Origin of the sequence: Yersinia sp. 2541 StPb PI, from assembly GCF_052217145.1 — a bacterium.
In the GTDB taxonomy this organism is placed as follows: Bacteria; Pseudomonadota; Gammaproteobacteria; order Enterobacterales; family Enterobacteriaceae; genus Yersinia; species Yersinia enterocolitica_E.
In genome coordinates this window covers 620,800-637,890 of record NZ_JAZGQB010000001.1, presented here as the reverse complement: position 1 = coordinate 637,890, position 17,091 = coordinate 620,800, and the positions used below count along the sequence as shown (strand labels likewise).

The following is a 17,091-nucleotide window of genomic DNA, read 5'->3' as shown; positions in this document are numbered from 1 at the left end:
CGGGATAATGATGACCCCTTTACTGAATCACCCACAGCAGGTGCGCCCCACGGCTGCGCTGCCATTCGGATTTACCGCACTGTTAATGGCGGCACTTTTCACTCTGCCAGCGGTGAGCTACGCGGCAGATATCACACTGGAACAGGCGCTGATCTCCGCTGAACGCTACTCGGCTGAGCTGTCAGCTAATCAGCATCAGGTCAATGCACTGGAAAATATGGCCAGTTCAGCCACGCAACTGCCCGATCCAAAATTGAAGTTTGGTATTGAAAACCTCCCCGTCGGCGGCAGTAATGCCCGCCGCTTCACCCGCGAGGGCATGACCATGCAGCGGGTCGGTATCATGCAGGACTATATCAGTAGTGATAAGCGACAAAGAAAGGCTGATACCCTGAGTGCTGAAGCGCGCAAAACGGCAGCAGGCAGTGAAACTATCCGCACCAGGCTGCAAAAAGAGACGGCTCAGGCGTGGCTTGATCTCGCCCTGACCGAACAGGCGGTGGGCGCAGCGCAAGTGCTGGTAAAAGAAAGCGAAAAACAGGTCGCATTGCAACGGGCCGGTGTTGCCAGTGGTGGTGCATTACCCAGCAGTGTATTGGATGCGCGCCTGACGTTATCTGCCATGCAGGATAGATTGACCACCGCACAACGTGATGTTGCCTTGGCACAAACCCAATTGACGCAGTTAACCGGTGTAGAGGTCAAGCATATCAGCGGCCCGTTGCCTCCTTTCGCCCGCCTACCGGCGGATATCACCGTGTTGCGTGATGCCATCCAACAGCACCCTGAAGTATTGCTTGCCAGCCGTGAAGCTGACGTTGCCAAAGCCCGCTCCGCACAATCAGCCATTGCCGCCACACCGGACGTTGGGATCGAAGTCTATTACGCTAAACGAGCTGACGAGTATGACGATATGGCGGGCGTCATGATCACTGTTGATTTGCCACTATTCCGCTCACAACGTCAGGATAAAGACTATGCCGCCGATGTGTCGCGCTCAATGGAAGCCAACGACCAGCTTACATTACTCACCCGCGACCACCGGGCGCAACTCGATACTCTGCTGGCGCAATATCAGGCCACACAGCAATTATGGCAGCGTCAGACTGATGAGGTTATACCACTGCAAAAACAACGGGTTAAATTGGTTATGGCGCAGTATCAGGCCAATAAAAGCGATTTAAGCAGTGTGCTGGAAGCACGGCGCTCCCTGCTCGATAGCCAGCTCAATACCAGTAATGCCGCCAGAGAGTTAGCCCGTACCTGGGCTGCCATCCGTTATCTGACCCCGCAGGAGAGCATGCGATGAAAAAGCTATCTAGTTTGACGCTGGTGGCCGTCGCCGTGATCAGTGGCGTTGCCGGTTATCTGTTGGCTAAACCCATCTCAGAGCACTCCACCACGGCAGCCATAGTGGTTGAAAAAACACCAGCAGAAAATAGCCGTAAGGTGCTGTATTGGTATGATCCTATGTCCCCCGGTCAGCGTTTCGACCAACCTGGCAAATCGCCATTTATGGATATGGAGTTGGTGCCGCGCTATGCCGATGAAGCCGTAGCGCAGGGCGGCGTTAGCATCAGCCCCCGCCAACAGCAGAATTTAGGCGTGCGCACTGCCGCGGTGGAAATGCGATCACTCAACTATCGTCTTGCCGGTTACGGCACAGTGGCAACCGATGAGCGCAGCGTGCAGGTTATCGCGGCGCGGGCTAACGGCATTATTGAACAATTGTATGTACGCGCCAATCAACAACCGGTCAGTAAAAATCAGCCATTGGCGCAATTATGGGTTCCCGATTGGAGTGCCGCGCAACAAGAGTATCTGGCAATCCGCACCTTGGGTGATAGCCAATTAACGGCCGCCGCTCGCCAACGGCTACAACTGCAATTTATGCCAGAAGAGGTGATTCGCAGTGTCGAAAAAAGCGGCCAGCCGCAAACGCGGGTCACATTACGATCTCCGTCTGAGGGTTATGTGAGTAAGTTGGATATTCGGGCCGGTTCACAAGTGACTGCGACACAATCACTGTTTGAGTTAGCCAGCCTTGATCCGGTATGGATAGTGGTGGACTATCCGCAATCACAAGCCAGTTTAGTCACTATCGGCAGTACGATTGCCGCCACGACCGCCAGTTGGCCGGGTGAAACCTTCCACGGCACCGTCAGCGAGCTATTACCTAATATGGATCTCGCTACCCGCACCTTAAAAGCGCGCATCGTCCTGGAAAACCCGCAACAAAAGCTGAAACCGGGCATGTACCTGAATGTACAATCCGCGCCAGCAGATAATCTAAAACCGGTATTGGCTATTCCACAAGAAGCCTTGCTGATGTCAGGCAATAGTAACCGGGTGCTGCTGGCTGAAGCTAATGGCTACTTTAAGCCGGTGGATGTCAGTACCGGGCAAACTCAGGACGGCTGGACAGAGATAAAATCCGGGCTAAACGCCGGTCAGTTGGTGGTGACCTCAGGCCAATTCCTGATTGATTCAGAAGCCAGTCTGCAAAGCGCTCTGCCACAAATGGAGGATACCCCCGCCTTAACTGAGAATACCACGCCAACAGCGAATAACACTGCCGTAGCACCTGTTGATATCTACTCGGTGCAAGGAACAGTCACCGCTATCAACGGCTCAACAATCACCTTATCCCATGGCCCGATCGCGGCGTTGAAATGGGGAGCGATGACGATGGACTTCCAACTACCGGCAGAGCCGTTATCACCGGAAATCGTTGCTGGTAGTCAGGTTAATTTCACTTTCACTCTCAATGAACAAGGGGCACAAATCCGCCAAATCCAGCCGGTAACAAGCAATAGCAGCACCGATACCCACAGGAGCCACCTATGATTGCCGCCATTATCCGCTGGTCACTGCGCAATCGGCTGTTGGTACTGCTTGGCGCGGTGATGATGGCCGCGTGGGGAATTTGGTCACTGCAACAAACCCCGCTGGATGCGCTGCCAGACTTGTCAGACACCCAAGTGATCATCCGTGTCAGTTATCCTGGTAAAGCACCACAAGTGGTCGAGGATCAGGTGACTTATCCACTGACAACCACCATGTTATCAGTACCTGGTGCTAAAACCGTACGCGGTTTCTCGATGTTCGGCGACGCCTATGTCTATGTGCTGTTTGATGATGGCACTGATCCTTATTGGGCACGTTCACGGGTGCTGGAGTATCTCAGTCAGGTGCAGGCTACCTTGCCGGCTGAAGCCAAAGCCTCGTTGGGACCGGATGCCACGGGGGTGGGTTGGATCTATGAATATGCCTTAATCGACAGAACCGGCAAACACAGTCTGGCCGATCTGCGTGCCTTGCAGGATTGGACACTAAAATTTGAGTTGAAAACAGTACCCAATGTCTCTGAAGTGGCCAGTGTCGGGGGCATGGTGCGCCAATATCAAGTCGTTCTCGACCCGGAACGGATGCGGGCGCTGAATCTATCCCATCAACAAATTGCCAGCGCCATTACTGATAGTAATCAGGAAGGCGGTGGTTCGGTGCTAGAAATGGGGGCGGCAGAATATATGGTGCGCGCCAGCGGTTACCTGAAAACGCTGGATGATTTCAGGAATATCGTGATCACTGCTCGTGCAGGTATTCCCATTTTACTGTCCGATGTCGCTACCGTGCGGATGGGGCCAGAAATGCGCCGTGGCGTGGCGGAGCTTAATGGTGAAGGGGAAGTTGCCGGTGGCATCATTGTGATGCGCTATGGCAAAAATGCACTGGAAACCATTAACGGCGTGAAGGAGAAGCTGCAACAGATTCAGCGCAGCTTACCGGCTGGGGTAGAAATCGTACCGGTATATGATCGCTCACACCTGATTACTCAGGCCATCGACAGCTTATCATTCAAATTGCTGGAAGAGTTTTTAGTGGTGGCGGTGATCTGTTCACTGTTTTTGTTCCACTTCCGCTCAGCATTGGTGGCTATCATCACCCTGCCCCTGGGGATTCTTGGCGCGTTTATCGTCATGCACTATCAGGGGGTCAATGCCAATATTATGTCGCTGGGTGGGATAGCCATCGCCATCGGGGCTATGGTGGATGCCGCGATCGTGATGATCGAAAATATGCACAAAGTGTTGGAGCAATGGCGGCGAGATAACCCGGGGAAAACACCGGTCAGTCAGGATTACTGGCGCATTTCAGAGCAGGCGGCCATTGAAGTCGGTCCGGCGCTGTTTTGCAGTTTACTGATCATCACCTTATCGTTTATTCCGGTATTTACATTACAGGCGCAAGAGGGGCGGATGTTCTCTCCGCTGGCTTTTACCAAAACCTATGCCATGGCTGTTTCGGCGGGGTTAGCCATTACGTTAGTACCGGTATTAATGGGCTATTTTATTCGCGGCAAAATCCCTGATGAGAATGCCAACCCCATTAACCGTGGGCTAATCGCCCTTTATCATCCGGTGTTAACCGCCGTACTGGCGCGACCAAAAACTACATTGGCTATCGCGGGTATATTACTGCTCGCAACCCTGTATCCATTAAGCCGTCTGGGGAGCGAGTTTATGCCCGCGTTGGATGAAGGTGATTTACTGTATATGCCTTCTACACTGCCGGGGATTTCGGTACGCGAAGCCAGCCATTTACTGCAACAAACCGATCGTTTGATAAAAACCATACCGGAAGTAGCGACAGTATTTGGTAAAGCCGGGAGAGCAGAGACGGCAACAGATCCGGCCCCTCTGACCATGATCGAAACCACCATTCGTTTTAAACCCAAGGATCAATGGCGGCCTGGCATGACCATGGACAAATTGATCGAAGAACTGGACGCCACCGTCAAGGTGCCCGGTATCGCCAATCTGTGGGTGCCTCCGATCCGCAATCGGCTGGATATGCTCTCTACCGGCATCAAAAGCCCGGTTGGGATCAAAGTGAATGGCAAAAATGTGCACCAAATTGAGCAGGTGGCACAGCAAATCGAACAAGTGGTGCGCAAAGTACCAGGTGTGACTTCGGCCCTCTCAGAACGACTGGCAGGTGGCCGCTATGTGGATATTAACATTGACCGTCAACGGGCCGCTCGCTATGGCGTTTCAGTAAAAGAACTGCAATCACTGGTAGCAACCGTGATTGGCGGGCAAAACATCGGTGAAACCATTGAAGGGCGTGAACGTTATCCAATCAACCTGCGCTACCCACGGGAAATACGTGATTCACTGCAAAAATTGCGTGATTTGCCGGTAGTGACTGCCGGTGGCGGGCAAGTCGCACTGGCGGAACTGGCCGATATCAAGGTGACAGAAGGCCCACCGATGCTGAAAAGTGAAAATGCGCGCTTATCTGACTGGGTCTATGTTGATCTGCGCGGGCGAGATTTGAAATCAGCCGTAACTGAAATGCAGCAAACGGTGGCACAACAAGTGGAACTGCCGGAAGGCGTCTCCCTTAGCTGGTCTGGGCAGTTTGAATACCTGGAACGGGCAACAGCAAAACTGAAAATTGTGTTACCGGTTACCCTGATGATCATTTTTGTCTTGTTGTATGTCACGTTCAGCAGTGTCCGCGATGCCGCATTAATCATGGCGACGCTTCCCTTCGCACTGATTGGCGGGGTGTGGCTGCTGTATGGCTTGGGGTATAACTTTTCCGTTGCCGCCGCGGTGGGCTTTATCGCCCTGGCCGGTGTGGCCGCTGAATTTGGTGTAATAATGGTGCTGTATCTCAATCAGGCGGTGAAAAAACATCAGCAACCCGGCATTGCTATGACGGCCAGCCAGATGAGTGCAGCTATTCATGAAGGCGCGGTGCTGCGGGTGCGACCAAAAGCCATGACTGTCGCCACTATTATGGCCGGCTTGCTTCCCATTATGTGGGGCGGCGGGGCAGGATCAGAGGTCATGCAACGTATTGCCGCACCGATGATTGGCGGGATGGTGAGTGCACCACTGCTTTCGATGCTGGTTATTCCTGCGGTGTATATGTTGCTGCATAAAAAAGATAGTCAACAGCAATAAAACTCTCATCGCCCTTACTCTTGCCAGATAAGATTGAGGGCATTCTCACACTTTCTTATAACCTCTCAAATCAGCGAGTGCGACGGAAGGTTAAGTTAATTCGATAAGCGCCGGTCGTAGCGGAAAAACCGGCTTTCAATGGCAGTACACCGTGATAGTTCAAACGGGAAGGCCCACCCCAGACCACAACATCCCCTTCCGTTAATAAGACTCTCTGGCATTTAGCCTCACGCGTCAGCCCACCAAATTGAAATACCGCAGCTAGCCCCAGCGATACCGAGACTATTGGCTGACGCAGATCCAGCTCATCTTTATCCTGATGTAATGATAATTTAGCCCCTGCCTCGTAGCGATTTATCAGGCAGGCATCTGGCTCAAATTGAGAGAAACCCGCTTGTTGCGCGGCATCAACAGCTAATGTCATAAAACTTGCCGGAATGGCAGGCCAGCTTTTCTCAGTCAAAGGATCAACCGGGCTATAGCGATAACCTTGCCTATCACTCACCCAACCAACCTGACCACAATTACTCATGGCAACCGACATCCGGTAACCGCCGGGGGTGATGAGATGGCGAAAAGGCGCGGCAGTGGTGATAGCAATAACATCAGCAAATAATAATGCGGCCTGCTGTCGTGCATAATGATGTAAAACAACCGCACCGGGCGCTAACGTTTCAATCCAGGGATCATGAGGCAACTGATCAAATAAATCCATGGTCATAAAGGTACCTACTGTAGTTATCACTGTTTAGCGATTAAGACTTTAACAGTTTACTCTTCACCCCACACTATCACTTGCGATCAATTCATATCGGTTAGCCCAGTTGTTATCGCCCTGCCAGAGAAATTTATCCTGCTAAATCATCGTCTATTAACTTTCGCCACCAATAAAAACAAATATTATATTTAATAGAGTAAAATTATAAAAATGAAAGACTAAAAGCAAAAACAGAAGAATAATAGCAAACTAAATTTATTTAACTCTTTAAATAAAAGGAAAAGAGAAATTCAGGTAAGAATATGTAATGAAACATAATAAACAACACCACAACAAAATAAATTAACTGCTTGTTAAGAATAATTATCAAATGCAAAAATACACACAAATAGCCTTTAAAGAAGATTGAGAATTAGAATAGAGACAAAGCATGGCACTCTTAATAATCTTAAATTACTGAAAGAACACATAACGTCTTATATAGGATAGGTAACCATCAGTATGGAGACAAATGAGATTATGTTTAAATTAGAAGGAACGGTGCTATTTTCCCCTACGCAACGTTGCTTAAATGGTCCTGACGGTTCGGTGGTAATATTAACTGAAAATAACCTTAGATTTTTACAACTGCTACTTAGTGGTGTAACAGAAAAAGAGCAGATTATTAATCAGGTATGGAAAGAACAGCGCGGAGCTGTAAGTGAAAGTAGCTACTATGGGCAGCTCTATATGTTGCGAAAAGCATTTCTTCAGGTCGGGCTGAAAGAATCACTTATACATACCATCCCACGTAAAGGTGTCCGCTATACCGGTTCTGTTAGTCAGATTGTCATCAATGATGAAGCTGAACAACAAATGCACGCAGACCCCCTTATCACTGCTGCATCTAATAAGGAGCAGCTTGCGCCAGTAACCCAACCATTCAAGCCAGGGGCTAGCGTAATATCACCTATCGCGACACAACAAAGTTTTTTACACAGTTACCGTTGGAAGAAACTTATTTCTCTGTTGGCCTTTTTCTCTTTCTGCTGGCTCTCATTTCTCTCAACGCTAATTATTATTATCTTATTTAGTGGGGATAAACCGCACTTCTGATAGTGATAATAAGATGAGGGTGATTTAAAAAGATTAAATGATGGTAATAAAAAGGCCAGCAAGCGAAAAAAAACGTTAAATAGGTGTCACTACCAGCAAGGCTGATTATATCAAGTCGGATAGTAGCTAAATAAAGAGCAGTGACTCTTTACATTTAAAACTTAAAAATGGGGAATACTCCCCTACCATTTAACAGGAAAACGAACATGATGGATTTAATCAATAAAGGTTGTGTTGCTACTCGACTTAAAACCCGAGGATTTCTGAAAGATACCCGTGGTTCTATTATTGAGTACGTTATGGTGATTGCATTAGCGGGCGTATTTATTACGTTAGCAAGGCCAACCCTAATCGAGTTAGTAAATGGGGCCGTTGCTAGTGCTAGAACAGCAGTATCAGCGCCAGGGGGCTAATAGGGGTAACAGCGTCGCACCGTCATTCTAATATTTATCAGGATTTTCACATGGCAACTTATCGTTGCCATGTTTTTGTTTTAGGAAAAATGATGGATATAATAAAATCATCCTTAATAATACTGCTAGTATTACAGCTACTGTTCGTTTGTTATAGCGATATATGTAATCGAATTATCAGTAATAAATTTATCATTTCTATTATATTCAGTTCCATAGCATTGGGGTATACAACAAACAGCACGGTTAACATCACCATTCCACTTTTTTCCTTACTAATGGGCTATATAATATTTCATTTTAAACTTATCGGTGGTGGCGATGTAAAACTCATTACTGCATTGCTGCTGGCACTCACCGCAGAACAATCACTAGATTTCATTATCTATACCGCCATTATGGGCGGTGTGGTAATGATAATAGGTTTATTGATTAACAAACACGATATTCAACAACGAGGGGTTCCCTATGCTGCTGCAATTACCTCGGGTTTTACATTGTCGCTATTCACCTAAAATATCAAGCCATATTAACTTAATAATGACACAAGGTTATTTTAATGAATCGTAAGTTTCTTTTATTATTTTCAATTTTGATTGTCGCCATCGGGGCTGCCGGCATTATGATCAATACCAAGCCTGATGTGCATACACCCTATAATTTCGTCGATTTAAATAAAGAAAAAGAAGTTGAGATTGTCCTGGCACAGTCAACACATGATCTCTCTTCAGGTACCCTACTCACTCAAAACGATTATGCACTAAAAGCCATCATGGTACCTGAATCAAGTGAATTAATAAAAAGCAACATATCAGGAAAAACAGATATCAACAGTCATTTATTGAAAGTAAACCTTGTAGCGGGTTCTTATATTACACCCGTAGTTTTGGCTTCACCCGATAGTAATGAATTCAATTACCTTAATTTAAAGAAAGGTGAAATTATTTATAAATTCACTATTAGTCAGAAAAATGGGTATTTGTTAGATACATTGCAAGTAGGTGATTCCCTCTCATTTCAATTAAGAGTGCTTGAGACAGATAAAAATAAAGGCATGAGTAGTGGCACAGTCATTAACACGAAAGAATTGAGTGATAAAAAAAGTCAAACCTTTTCGTTGAATGAAATAATACCCGCCATGAGAATAATAAGAATAAAAAAGAATTCGACAGACGAATTACCAGAAAAAAACAACAAAAATCAAAAGACCGGAGAAATCGTAACTGGTTATATATCCGTCATAATTAAAAGAGAGGAACTTGACATCATTCATATCGCAGAAAAGTCGGGAGATATCGTTCTGGCGCCGAGTATAGTTACTGGCAATAATCAATCAACAAATATATATGACATCATACCTAAACTACGCATAACAAGAGAGCTAAGAGGATGAGAACACCCAGGCCAGAATATATCAGTTGGAATAAACTGTTTTTACTCTTCGCCATTGCAACCTGCCAAATAGTTGTCAATCATGCATATGCCAAGCCTGTTTATTTATCATCAGGCGAGTCATATATAATAAAAACAGATGAGGCGATTGATACTGTTTTTGTCTCCGCCGCTGCTATTGCTGATTATGAACTGGTTGGTAAAAATAGCATTATTGTTTATGCAAAAAAAGAAGGAATAGCAGAGTTTATCTTATTTAATAAAGATAATAATCCAATGATAAAACTGCCGTCATGGTAAATGACATCATTACTTCAGCATATCAGAGAATAAAAATTGAATATCCTGATAGCAACATAGAAATCAATAAAATTGGTAATGGCTATCTGCTGACGGGTAAGGCAGAGTCAGAAGAGGCGAAAGACACTATTGCAGCTATTGTCGGTGAAGCAATAAACAAGAAAAGAGAGAAAAATCGCGAAGACCAACATTTTAATAACCCTGATTACTTAGGGGTAATTAATAAGATTAAACTTCCTGAATCTAACCAAGTAAATGTGAAATTAACCATTGCTGAGGTGACTAAAGACTTTAGTGAGAATATAGGGGTAGATTGGAGCAGTATCAACGAAGCATCCGTTGGCTCCTTTCAATTTTTAAAGTTCAATGCCACCGGAATTAGTACATTAGTTCATGCCATTAATGATGACTCAATTGCACGTATTCTGGCCGAACCCAATCTATCGGTACTGTCCGGTGAAAGTGCCTCATTTTTAGTTGGTGGCGAAATACCACTTTTTAATACCACCCAAAGCAGCACCGTAATTAAATACAAAACTTATGGTATCAAGCTAAACATTGCGGCCAAGGTAAATGAGAAAAATCGTATCCGCATTAGTATGGAAGAAGAAGTCAGTAGTGTAGATAAAGTCTTTAGCGTCGAAGGGGGTAATGCTTATCCTTCATTACGCACACGTAAGGCAGCGACCACATTAGAACTTGGTGATGGCGAAAGCTTTATTCTAGGTGGATTGATCAGTAAATCAGAGCGGGAATCCCTTAAAAAGATCCCCTTCATAGGTGATATTCCTATTTTAGGGGCATTCTTTCGCAATGCACAAACGCAAAAAAATCAAACTGAACTGGTGGTCGTCGCCACCGTCAGCCTGGTGAAGCCGGTTGCCGGAAAGGATGTGGAATTACCTGATTTTATGCACACATCAACATTGGAACGCTTATTTAATTTCACTCATATAATGGAAATAAAAAGGAAAAAAGTGGCTAAGGAATTCCTACGAAAAGGAGGTTTCATAAAATGAAACTATGGATAGTTAGCAGTGTTATTTTTTTCTCTAGCGTTGTGCATGCCTCATTTATTATCGAGCCAAATGAGAATGACCAAGCCTGTTCATTAGCTAAAAGAGACTTGTTAGCAACAGATAAAAACCAGTCATTATCTACACCTGTTTTGCAAAGAGATAACGAGCGACGATGCAAATATCAACGCAATGATTATCGGATGTCCCGGGATAGCGAAGTAGGATGCGCAGTAAATAAAAATAGAATTCTTTCAAAATAACGCAATCAAAGTAATTTCCTTTAATGGTGACATATGCAATTAATTCTTAACAAAGATGCAATAAACAAAAAAAATAATAAGATAAAAAACACCATTGCTATTATTTCCAGCAGGGAATGGCTGCGCGAAGAAACCGCAGAGAAAGTCAGGCTTGCCGATATTAATGATATTAAATCATTTGATGAGAGTATTTTTCTCGTGCCAAAAATAAATTTATCCGATAAAACCATTGGTGCTATTATTGACATCGGGAGTAATGATAATATTGAAAAAACATTAGATTTAATAAAAATTCTTATCCCGCGTGACTGTTGGTGTGTTTTAGTTGGCGATATTGATTCAATTGGTATCGCCCAACAATTCATTCAGCGTGGCATATTATACTTAAATATAAAGTCGCAGTTGTCTGAATTGACGCAACATTTACTCAAAGGCATCCCTATCGAGTCTGAAAGGAAAGCCTTTTTTATCAGTATATTGGGCTGTAAGGGAGGCATCGGAACCACCCTGATCAGTTATCACTTAGCAACCGCGATCACACAGATAAAGCAATCACCAACTCTATTATTACAGGGCAATAATGGATCTCAGGATCTTGATCTTGTTACAGAAAAAAAAATGGTTACAGAAATAACCGAATATCAAAATAATTTATCTCTTATGTTTGGTAAAGGGCAAGATATAGCTGAAATTGATGGACACAGAGATATAAAGCACAATTTTATTGTATTTGATCAACCGATTCATAACGTACCGAAAGAAAAACTCACTGATTATATAGAACACGCTAATTGCATTATCGTATTGCTTGATAATAGTATGATGTCAGTCCGTGTCGCTAAAACGTTTATTGATATTTATGAAAAATTTAAACGAGACAACAGGCAAGCAACCCGACTATTAGTCTGTTTAAATGAAAGCAGACCAATAACAAGAGATATGCTGGATACTTCAGATATCCCGTCATTACTTGGGCGTAAGATAGATATACGAATCCCTTTCATACATAAAACAACGGAATCATTAAGTGATAAAAATTACTTTGGCCGAAAGAAAACCATAATAACCGAATTGGCTAAATACACATTAGGCATAACCATTGATTTATCAAACAAGAGAAAATCATGGTTAAGAAAGCTTCTAAAAGGTAAAAATTAAAAATGAACATATCATTAATCATCCAAGAAGAAATACGAGAAAAAATGCTGGCTAACATTGATATCGATAAAGTAGAACATTTGGTTGATGATTATGACAAACTTTTTGGTTTACTTTCACAAACCTACGATGATTTATTTAATGACAATGAATATAGATTAAATACTCAGCAGCAAAAAGATATTATTGCAACGATCGCCGATGAGATTACCGGTTTTGGCCCGTTAAGAGAACTGATGGAAGATGAGTCTATTAGCGATATTATGGTCAATGGCCCTGAAAAGATATTTGTTGAACGTTATGGGTTGCTAACCTTAACCAACCGCCGTTTTATTAATAACAGTCAACTGACTGATATTGCCAAACGCCTGATGCAAAGAGTCAATCGCCGTATTGATGAAGGTAGACCGTTAGCAGATGCACGCCTAATTGATGGTAGCCGAATCAATGTGGCAATCGGTCCAATCACATTGGATGGCACAGCACTTTCAATTCGAAAATTCAGTACCAACAAACGAAAGCTAGAAGATCTGGTTAATATGGGTGCTATGAGCAGTGATATGGCTAATTTCTTGATAATTGCAGCCAGTTGCCGGGTCAATATTATTATCTCTGGTGGCACAGGCTCAGGAAAAACAACACTGCTCAACGCATTATCAAAATATATTTCTGAAAACGAAAGAGTTATCACCTTAGAAGATGCTGCCGAGTTAAATCTTGAACAGCCCCATGTGGTACGGATGGAGACACGACTCGCCGGGCTAGAGAATACTGGGCAAATCACGATGCGGGACTTAGTAATAAACTCACTGCGTATGCGCCCCGACAGGATCATTATCGGGGAGTGCCGTGGTGAGGAAACATTTGAAATGCTTCAGGCAATGAATACCGGCCATAATGGCTCTATGTCCACCTTACATGCTAATTCTCCCCGCGATGCTATTGCCCGACTCGAAAGCATGATCATGATGGGTCCAGTTAATATGCCCATATTTACTATTCGCCGAAATATTGCCTCCGCCATCAATCTTATTGTGCAAGTTTCACGCATGAATGATGGTTCACGAAAGGTACGCCATATTAGTGAAATTATGGGAATGGAGGGGGACAATGTCGTATTACAAAACATATTCTCATTTGAACCGTCCAAAGAGCGTGACGAACAGGGAAAAATCCAAGGAGAATTTATTAATCATGGTTTATTCAGCCGATCTGCTGTGAGGGTGAATGCTGATATATACAGCTTATCAAATGAACTAAGTAGTATTTTTTCCACGGTGAAATAATGATTTACAACATAATACTTTTATCTGGGATTCTATTACTTTTACTCATTAACTTAAAATGGATAAAAATAAAGAAGACCATAATTAAAAACCCAAAAAAAACCACTACCAATGATTTTTTCCTTACGTCATTACTAAAAAAAACAGCCAATGAATGGGTGAACTATTTATTAAGCATTGATATAAACAAAAATAAAATGCATATAGCCATACCTATCGGTTATGCAATATGCATTTACATTATAAATAAAACATGGGTTGGGATAAATACTCTGGTGGTATTGACATTTATTTTGTTCAGTATCATATTTTTTCAAATACACTTTTCGCGTAAAAATAATCACACGCTATTTAAAAGAGATTTCCCAGAGGTTTTGTTGATGATTAATATGGCTGCCAGTAGCGGTGCCAGCATTAACCAAGTATTAGAACGTTGTGGGAAAGAGGTAGGTGGGCCATTAGGGAATGAATTAAGCCTTATTTGCCGCCGATTGAATGTAGGTGAGTCTCCTGAAACTGTTTTTTATGATGCCTATCAACGCTTTCGTTACCCCGAGTTTTACTTTCTTATCACCATCATTTTGCTTAACTTGCAACAAGGTGGGCAATTAAGAGAACTGACCAGTCGTTTGTCCCAAGTGATCACAAAAAGCAAAACATCCGAACAGAAGAAAGCCGTTATGACGGCACAAACACGGATGTCAGTAAATATTCTCTCTATCATACCTTTTGTATTCTCTCTTTTTCTTTACTTTATGGATCCAACGATTATTGAGTCAATGTGGAACCATCCTACTGGTAGGATTATTTTTTATTATATTATCTCCAGCGAGATAATTGGGATAGCACTGATAAGGTCAATGCTTAGGAAAGCACTATGAATATAATTTTTATTGCCATGGTACTATTTGGTTTTATCTCATTACTCATTAGCAAGAAAAAATACAATAAGAAAGAAATATATAATAAAATTAACAATGACCATATTTTATCCTCTAAACGTGAAATAAAAAAGTCAAAAAATAAAAAAGAAATAGCGCTATCTTCTTTTATAAAATTACCTTATATACTTCATAAGGTGACTTATTTAAAGATATTGATTATTTCGCTATTTCTGATAGTGATGATTATATTGGTAAAAACTAGTTTCATAGCGACTAGTAGCATGAGTTTCCTTATGATTTGTTTGCTTATGCTGATAACAACTATATATCTACCAAAAGTTATTACCAGAAATGTTGTGAATAAAAAAATAAAAAAATGTTAAATTCGCTACCCTTTTTTATCGATATTACCGCTGCCTGTGTCCAATCAGGAATGACTATAGATAGCGCACTAAGCTATACGGCTAAAAGATTCAAATTAATAAATATCGATTTAAGTTTAATCGTAGAAAAAATAACTAAGCGCGCAGAAATTAATGGGCTAGAGAGTGCGATTAAAGAATTTCAACAACTATCAACCGAAACAGAAATAAAAATGTTTTGCAGTGCATTACAATATAGCATCAGTTTCGGCTCAACCGTTTATGAACAACTAATAAAACTCTCTCAAGATATGAGAGAAATGCAATTGTTAATTACAGAAGAAAAAAATAGTAAGCTATCAACAAAACTGACTTTCCCTATGTTTCTTTTTATTCTTATTCCTTTTGTTGTGTTAGTTATATCACCTAGCGTTTTGGAGTTACTCAAATATGTACAAACAATGTAAAAAAACTATTACCGTTTCACTTTTAATTTTTATGATAAGTGGTTGCTCCACGAATAGTGGCATAAGTAATAAAGAGTTTCTATATCGTGAGAGTATCTTGCTAAAGGCAAATAATCATGCCGGATTGGTCACTTTATACCGAACCAGATTAAAACAAAAAGAAGATGATGCGATAAGATTAAAACTGGCTAACGCCTACTATCTTACCGGTGACACCAAGTCATCTTTATATTATTTACAACCGATGATTAACAAACCGAGTGAGCCTGTATATATTTTGCAAGCCAAAAACTTGATTAACAATAATGACTCGACAAATGCTATAACAGTTATAAATAAATTATTAACTATTTCTCCTAATAATGCAGAAGCTCACAACTTACACGGCATTGTATTGGCTAATAGTGGTGAGGTGCATAAAGCAGAAGTAGCTATTGAAAAGTCGCGAGCCTTATTTATTTCTGATGGGACGGCAATGAATAATCTTGCGGTAGTAGCAATGCTTGATAACCGTTATAGCGATGCAGTGAGAATATTATTACCTGATTATTTGTCGGGTAAAAAAAACTCGTTAAGGTTACATAACCTGGTCTTTTCACTGATTCAACTCGGTGATACAACCTATGCAAAAAAAATCATTATTGCTGAAAAAATGGCTAAAGACCCGGATGAGTTAATACTCGCCCTAAGTCAAGTTCAGAGCCTTCAGCAAGAGAGATTAAGTGATAAAGGTGCGTAAATGAGTAAAATAAGAGAGCAATTCTTCCATTCGAATGAGGGGTCGGTCACTATTGATTTTACGGTAGTCTTTGTTCTATTTTTATTGACGTTACTCTCTTGTGCAGAGATAGGCCGTTTGCTCTATATCTCTGCCAGTTTAGATCTGGCGGTTTCAGAAGCGGTAAAATCGACTAAGAATAGAGAGGGCAGTAATAGTGCCATATTGAGGCAAAGTTTAAATGCTCAGAATGGTATTTTAGGTGTTTTCATAACAAATAACAATGCGATTAATACTACTGTAGAATTTAGCAATAGTATATCTGACCTCATTAGTCAGATATATTCAGGCTCAGAAACGTCGCCACTGGCCAAATACACAGTAACTTACATCTATCAACCTATTTTCTTTCCTATCCCCTCACGCTGGGCTAATATCCAACTATCTCGTGAGGTGATTTTTGTACAAGAAAATCAATAACATAGGCTTTATTAGCAATAATAATGGCTCAGCTATTATTGAGTTTTCATTTGTCATTTTCATAATAATGCTATTAATAAAACTATTGATTTCAGTGACTGAATATCAATCAACCGTAGGTAAACTAGACCGGATATCTTATTCGCTTGCCGGAATAATTCGGGAAAGGAACAGGTTATATTCTGATGATGAAATACTAACTCAAAATAATGTTAATGATTTAACAACTCTGGCGAGCAATATGCTATTAACTTCGGGTATATCCAGTGATAATTTCGCGATAACAGTTGAAACATTACATTTTAATCCCGCTGAATCAGCAGCACCTGGTAATAAGATTATTAATGATACTAAGAGTGAAGAGTTTAGCGTCGGTATTTGTCAACCCATTATGTCATTGCGTGAAATGGACGATTTATCACCCTACAGTAATCGTGGCCGGTGGGTGCCACTGTACCAGGTCACCTTATGTTTACCTGCCCCCACAGGGTATCAAGCGTTGTTTAGCCAGATAGAACCCATCCCTATATTAAGGTCATCAGCGGTAACTATCGAGCGTTAATC

General features: G+C 42.5%; 15 protein-coding genes and 2 pseudogenes. 16 read left to right on the top strand and 1 reads right to left on the bottom strand.

Annotated elements, in window-relative coordinates; genetic code table 11:
- Nucleotides 1–10: 10 nt before the first annotated feature.
- The 3 genes from V1953_RS02805 to V1953_RS02795 are packed head-to-tail and all read left to right on the top strand — an operon-like array spanning nucleotide 11 to nucleotide 5,975.
- The gene (locus V1953_RS02805; RefSeq protein WP_442848316.1) at nucleotides 11–1,309 is read left to right on the top strand and encodes a TolC family protein; all 1,299 of its coding nucleotides are present in this window, start codon (nucleotides 11–13) and stop codon (nucleotides 1,307–1,309) included.
- Nucleotides 1,306–2,847: an efflux RND transporter periplasmic adaptor subunit gene (locus V1953_RS02800; RefSeq protein ID WP_442850619.1), complete on the top strand. Its 1,542-nt coding sequence runs from the start codon at nucleotides 1,306–1,308 to the stop codon at nucleotides 2,845–2,847. The genes V1953_RS02805 and V1953_RS02800 overlap by 4 nt, the downstream gene beginning before the upstream one ends.
- Entirely contained in the window at nucleotides 2,844–5,975 is a 3,132-nt protein-coding gene (locus V1953_RS02795; protein WP_442847517.1) for an efflux RND transporter permease subunit, read from the top strand. Before V1953_RS02800 ends, V1953_RS02795 begins: the two co-directional genes overlap by 4 nt.
- A gap of 70 nt (nucleotides 5,976–6,045) precedes the next feature.
- On the opposite strand, the gene alkB is transcribed toward V1953_RS02795, so the two are convergent.
- Entirely contained in the window at nucleotides 6,046–6,696 is a 651-nt protein-coding gene (gene alkB, locus V1953_RS02790; protein ID WP_372569663.1) for a DNA oxidative demethylase AlkB, read from the bottom strand.
- Nucleotides 6,697–7,194: 498 nt separating this feature from the next.
- On the opposite strand from alkB, the gene V1953_RS02785 reads away from it, so the two are divergent.
- From V1953_RS02785 to tadF, 13 genes and pseudogenes are all read left to right on the top strand, one after another.
- On the top strand, nucleotides 7,195–7,788 hold the full coding sequence (locus V1953_RS02785) for a winged helix-turn-helix domain-containing protein (RefSeq protein ID WP_372569664.1): 594 nt from the start codon (nucleotides 7,195–7,197) through the stop codon (nucleotides 7,786–7,788).
- Between the two features lie 206 nt (nucleotides 7,789–7,994).
- Nucleotides 7,995–8,201, top strand: coding sequence for a pilus assembly protein (locus V1953_RS02780; protein WP_372569665.1), 207 nt, complete (start codon nucleotides 7,995–7,997; stop codon nucleotides 8,199–8,201).
- Between the two features lie 92 nt (nucleotides 8,202–8,293).
- Entirely contained in the window at nucleotides 8,294–8,716 is a 423-nt protein-coding gene (locus tag V1953_RS02775; protein WP_442821411.1) for a prepilin peptidase, read from the top strand.
- 44 nt (nucleotides 8,717–8,760) lie between these two features.
- Nucleotides 8,761–9,594, top strand: coding sequence for a tight adherance operon protein (locus V1953_RS02770; protein WP_442850618.1), 834 nt, complete (start codon nucleotides 8,761–8,763; stop codon nucleotides 9,592–9,594).
- Nucleotides 9,591–10,912, top strand: a pseudogene (locus V1953_RS02765) (type II and III secretion system protein family protein). Before V1953_RS02770 ends, V1953_RS02765 begins: the two are co-directional and overlap by 4 nt.
- Nucleotides 10,909–11,172 carry a hypothetical protein gene (locus V1953_RS02760; RefSeq protein ID WP_083162429.1) on the top strand — a complete coding sequence of 88 codons (264 nt, stop codon included), beginning with the start codon at nucleotides 10,909–10,911 and terminating at the stop codon, nucleotides 11,170–11,172. Before V1953_RS02765 ends, V1953_RS02760 begins: the two are co-directional and overlap by 4 nt.
- 33 nt (nucleotides 11,173–11,205) lie before the next feature.
- Complete coding sequence (locus tag V1953_RS02755) at nucleotides 11,206–12,330, top strand: pilus assembly protein CpaE (protein ID WP_442850617.1); 1,125 nt, start codon at nucleotides 11,206–11,208, stop codon at nucleotides 12,328–12,330.
- Between the two features lie 2 nt (nucleotides 12,331–12,332).
- Nucleotides 12,333–13,616 carry a CpaF family protein gene (locus V1953_RS02750; RefSeq protein WP_372569669.1) on the top strand — a complete coding sequence of 428 codons (1,284 nt, stop codon included), beginning with the start codon at nucleotides 12,333–12,335 and terminating at the stop codon, nucleotides 13,614–13,616.
- On the top strand, nucleotides 13,616–14,497 hold the full coding sequence (locus V1953_RS02745; protein ID WP_083162423.1) for a type II secretion system F family protein: 882 nt from the start codon (nucleotides 13,616–13,618) through the stop codon (nucleotides 14,495–14,497). Before V1953_RS02750 ends, V1953_RS02745 begins: the two co-directional genes overlap by 1 nt.
- Nucleotides 14,494–15,329: pseudogene (locus V1953_RS02740) on the top strand (type II secretion system F family protein). The gene V1953_RS02745 and the pseudogene V1953_RS02740 overlap by 4 nt, the downstream one beginning before the upstream one ends.
- On the top strand, nucleotides 15,313–16,068 hold the full coding sequence (locus V1953_RS02735) for a tetratricopeptide repeat protein (protein WP_193784771.1): 756 nt from the start codon (nucleotides 15,313–15,315) through the stop codon (nucleotides 16,066–16,068). Before V1953_RS02740 ends, V1953_RS02735 begins: the two are co-directional and overlap by 17 nt.
- Nucleotides 16,069–16,527, top strand: a complete 459-nt coding sequence (locus tag V1953_RS02730; RefSeq protein ID WP_442850616.1) for a TadE/TadG family type IV pilus assembly protein — start codon at nucleotides 16,069–16,071, stop codon at nucleotides 16,525–16,527.
- Complete coding sequence (gene tadF / locus V1953_RS02725) at nucleotides 16,508–17,089, top strand: tight adherence pilus pseudopilin TadF (protein ID WP_442850615.1); 582 nt, start codon at nucleotides 16,508–16,510, stop codon at nucleotides 17,087–17,089. Before V1953_RS02730 ends, tadF begins: the two co-directional genes overlap by 20 nt.
- The last annotated feature ends 2 nt before the right edge of the window (nucleotides 17,090–17,091 follow it).

Bases quoted from the DNA above. Each gene is read 5' to 3' on its own strand.
- V1953_RS02780 (WP_372569665.1), top strand. From the start codon at position 7,995: ATGATGGATTTAATCAATAAAGGTTGTGTTGCTACTCGACTTAAAACC.
- V1953_RS02745 (WP_083162423.1), top strand. From the start codon at position 13,616: ATGATTTACAACATAATACTTTTATCTGGGATTCTATTACTTTTACTC.
- V1953_RS02805 (WP_442848316.1), top strand. From the start codon at position 11: ATGACCCCTTTACTGAATCACCCACAGCAGGTGCGCCCCACGGCTGCG.
- V1953_RS02755 (WP_442850617.1), top strand. From the start codon at position 11,206: ATGCAATTAATTCTTAACAAAGATGCAATAAACAAAAAAAATAATAAG.
- V1953_RS02760 (WP_083162429.1), top strand. From the start codon at position 10,909: ATGAAACTATGGATAGTTAGCAGTGTTATTTTTTTCTCTAGCGTTGTG.
- alkB (WP_372569663.1), bottom strand. From the start codon at position 6,696: ATGACCATGGATTTATTTGATCAGTTGCCTCATGATCCCTGGATTGAA.
- V1953_RS02775 (WP_442821411.1), top strand. From the start codon at position 8,294: ATGGATATAATAAAATCATCCTTAATAATACTGCTAGTATTACAGCTA.
- V1953_RS02735 (WP_193784771.1), top strand. From the start codon at position 15,313: ATGTACAAACAATGTAAAAAAACTATTACCGTTTCACTTTTAATTTTT.
- V1953_RS02770 (WP_442850618.1), top strand. From the start codon at position 8,761: ATGAATCGTAAGTTTCTTTTATTATTTTCAATTTTGATTGTCGCCATC.
- V1953_RS02800 (WP_442850619.1), top strand. From the start codon at position 1,306: ATGAAAAAGCTATCTAGTTTGACGCTGGTGGCCGTCGCCGTGATCAGT.
- V1953_RS02730 (WP_442850616.1), top strand. From the start codon at position 16,069: ATGAGTAAAATAAGAGAGCAATTCTTCCATTCGAATGAGGGGTCGGTC.
- V1953_RS02795 (WP_442847517.1), top strand. From the start codon at position 2,844: ATGATTGCCGCCATTATCCGCTGGTCACTGCGCAATCGGCTGTTGGTA.
- V1953_RS02785 (WP_372569664.1), top strand. From the start codon at position 7,195: ATGGAGACAAATGAGATTATGTTTAAATTAGAAGGAACGGTGCTATTT.
- V1953_RS02750 (WP_372569669.1), top strand. From the start codon at position 12,333: ATGAACATATCATTAATCATCCAAGAAGAAATACGAGAAAAAATGCTG.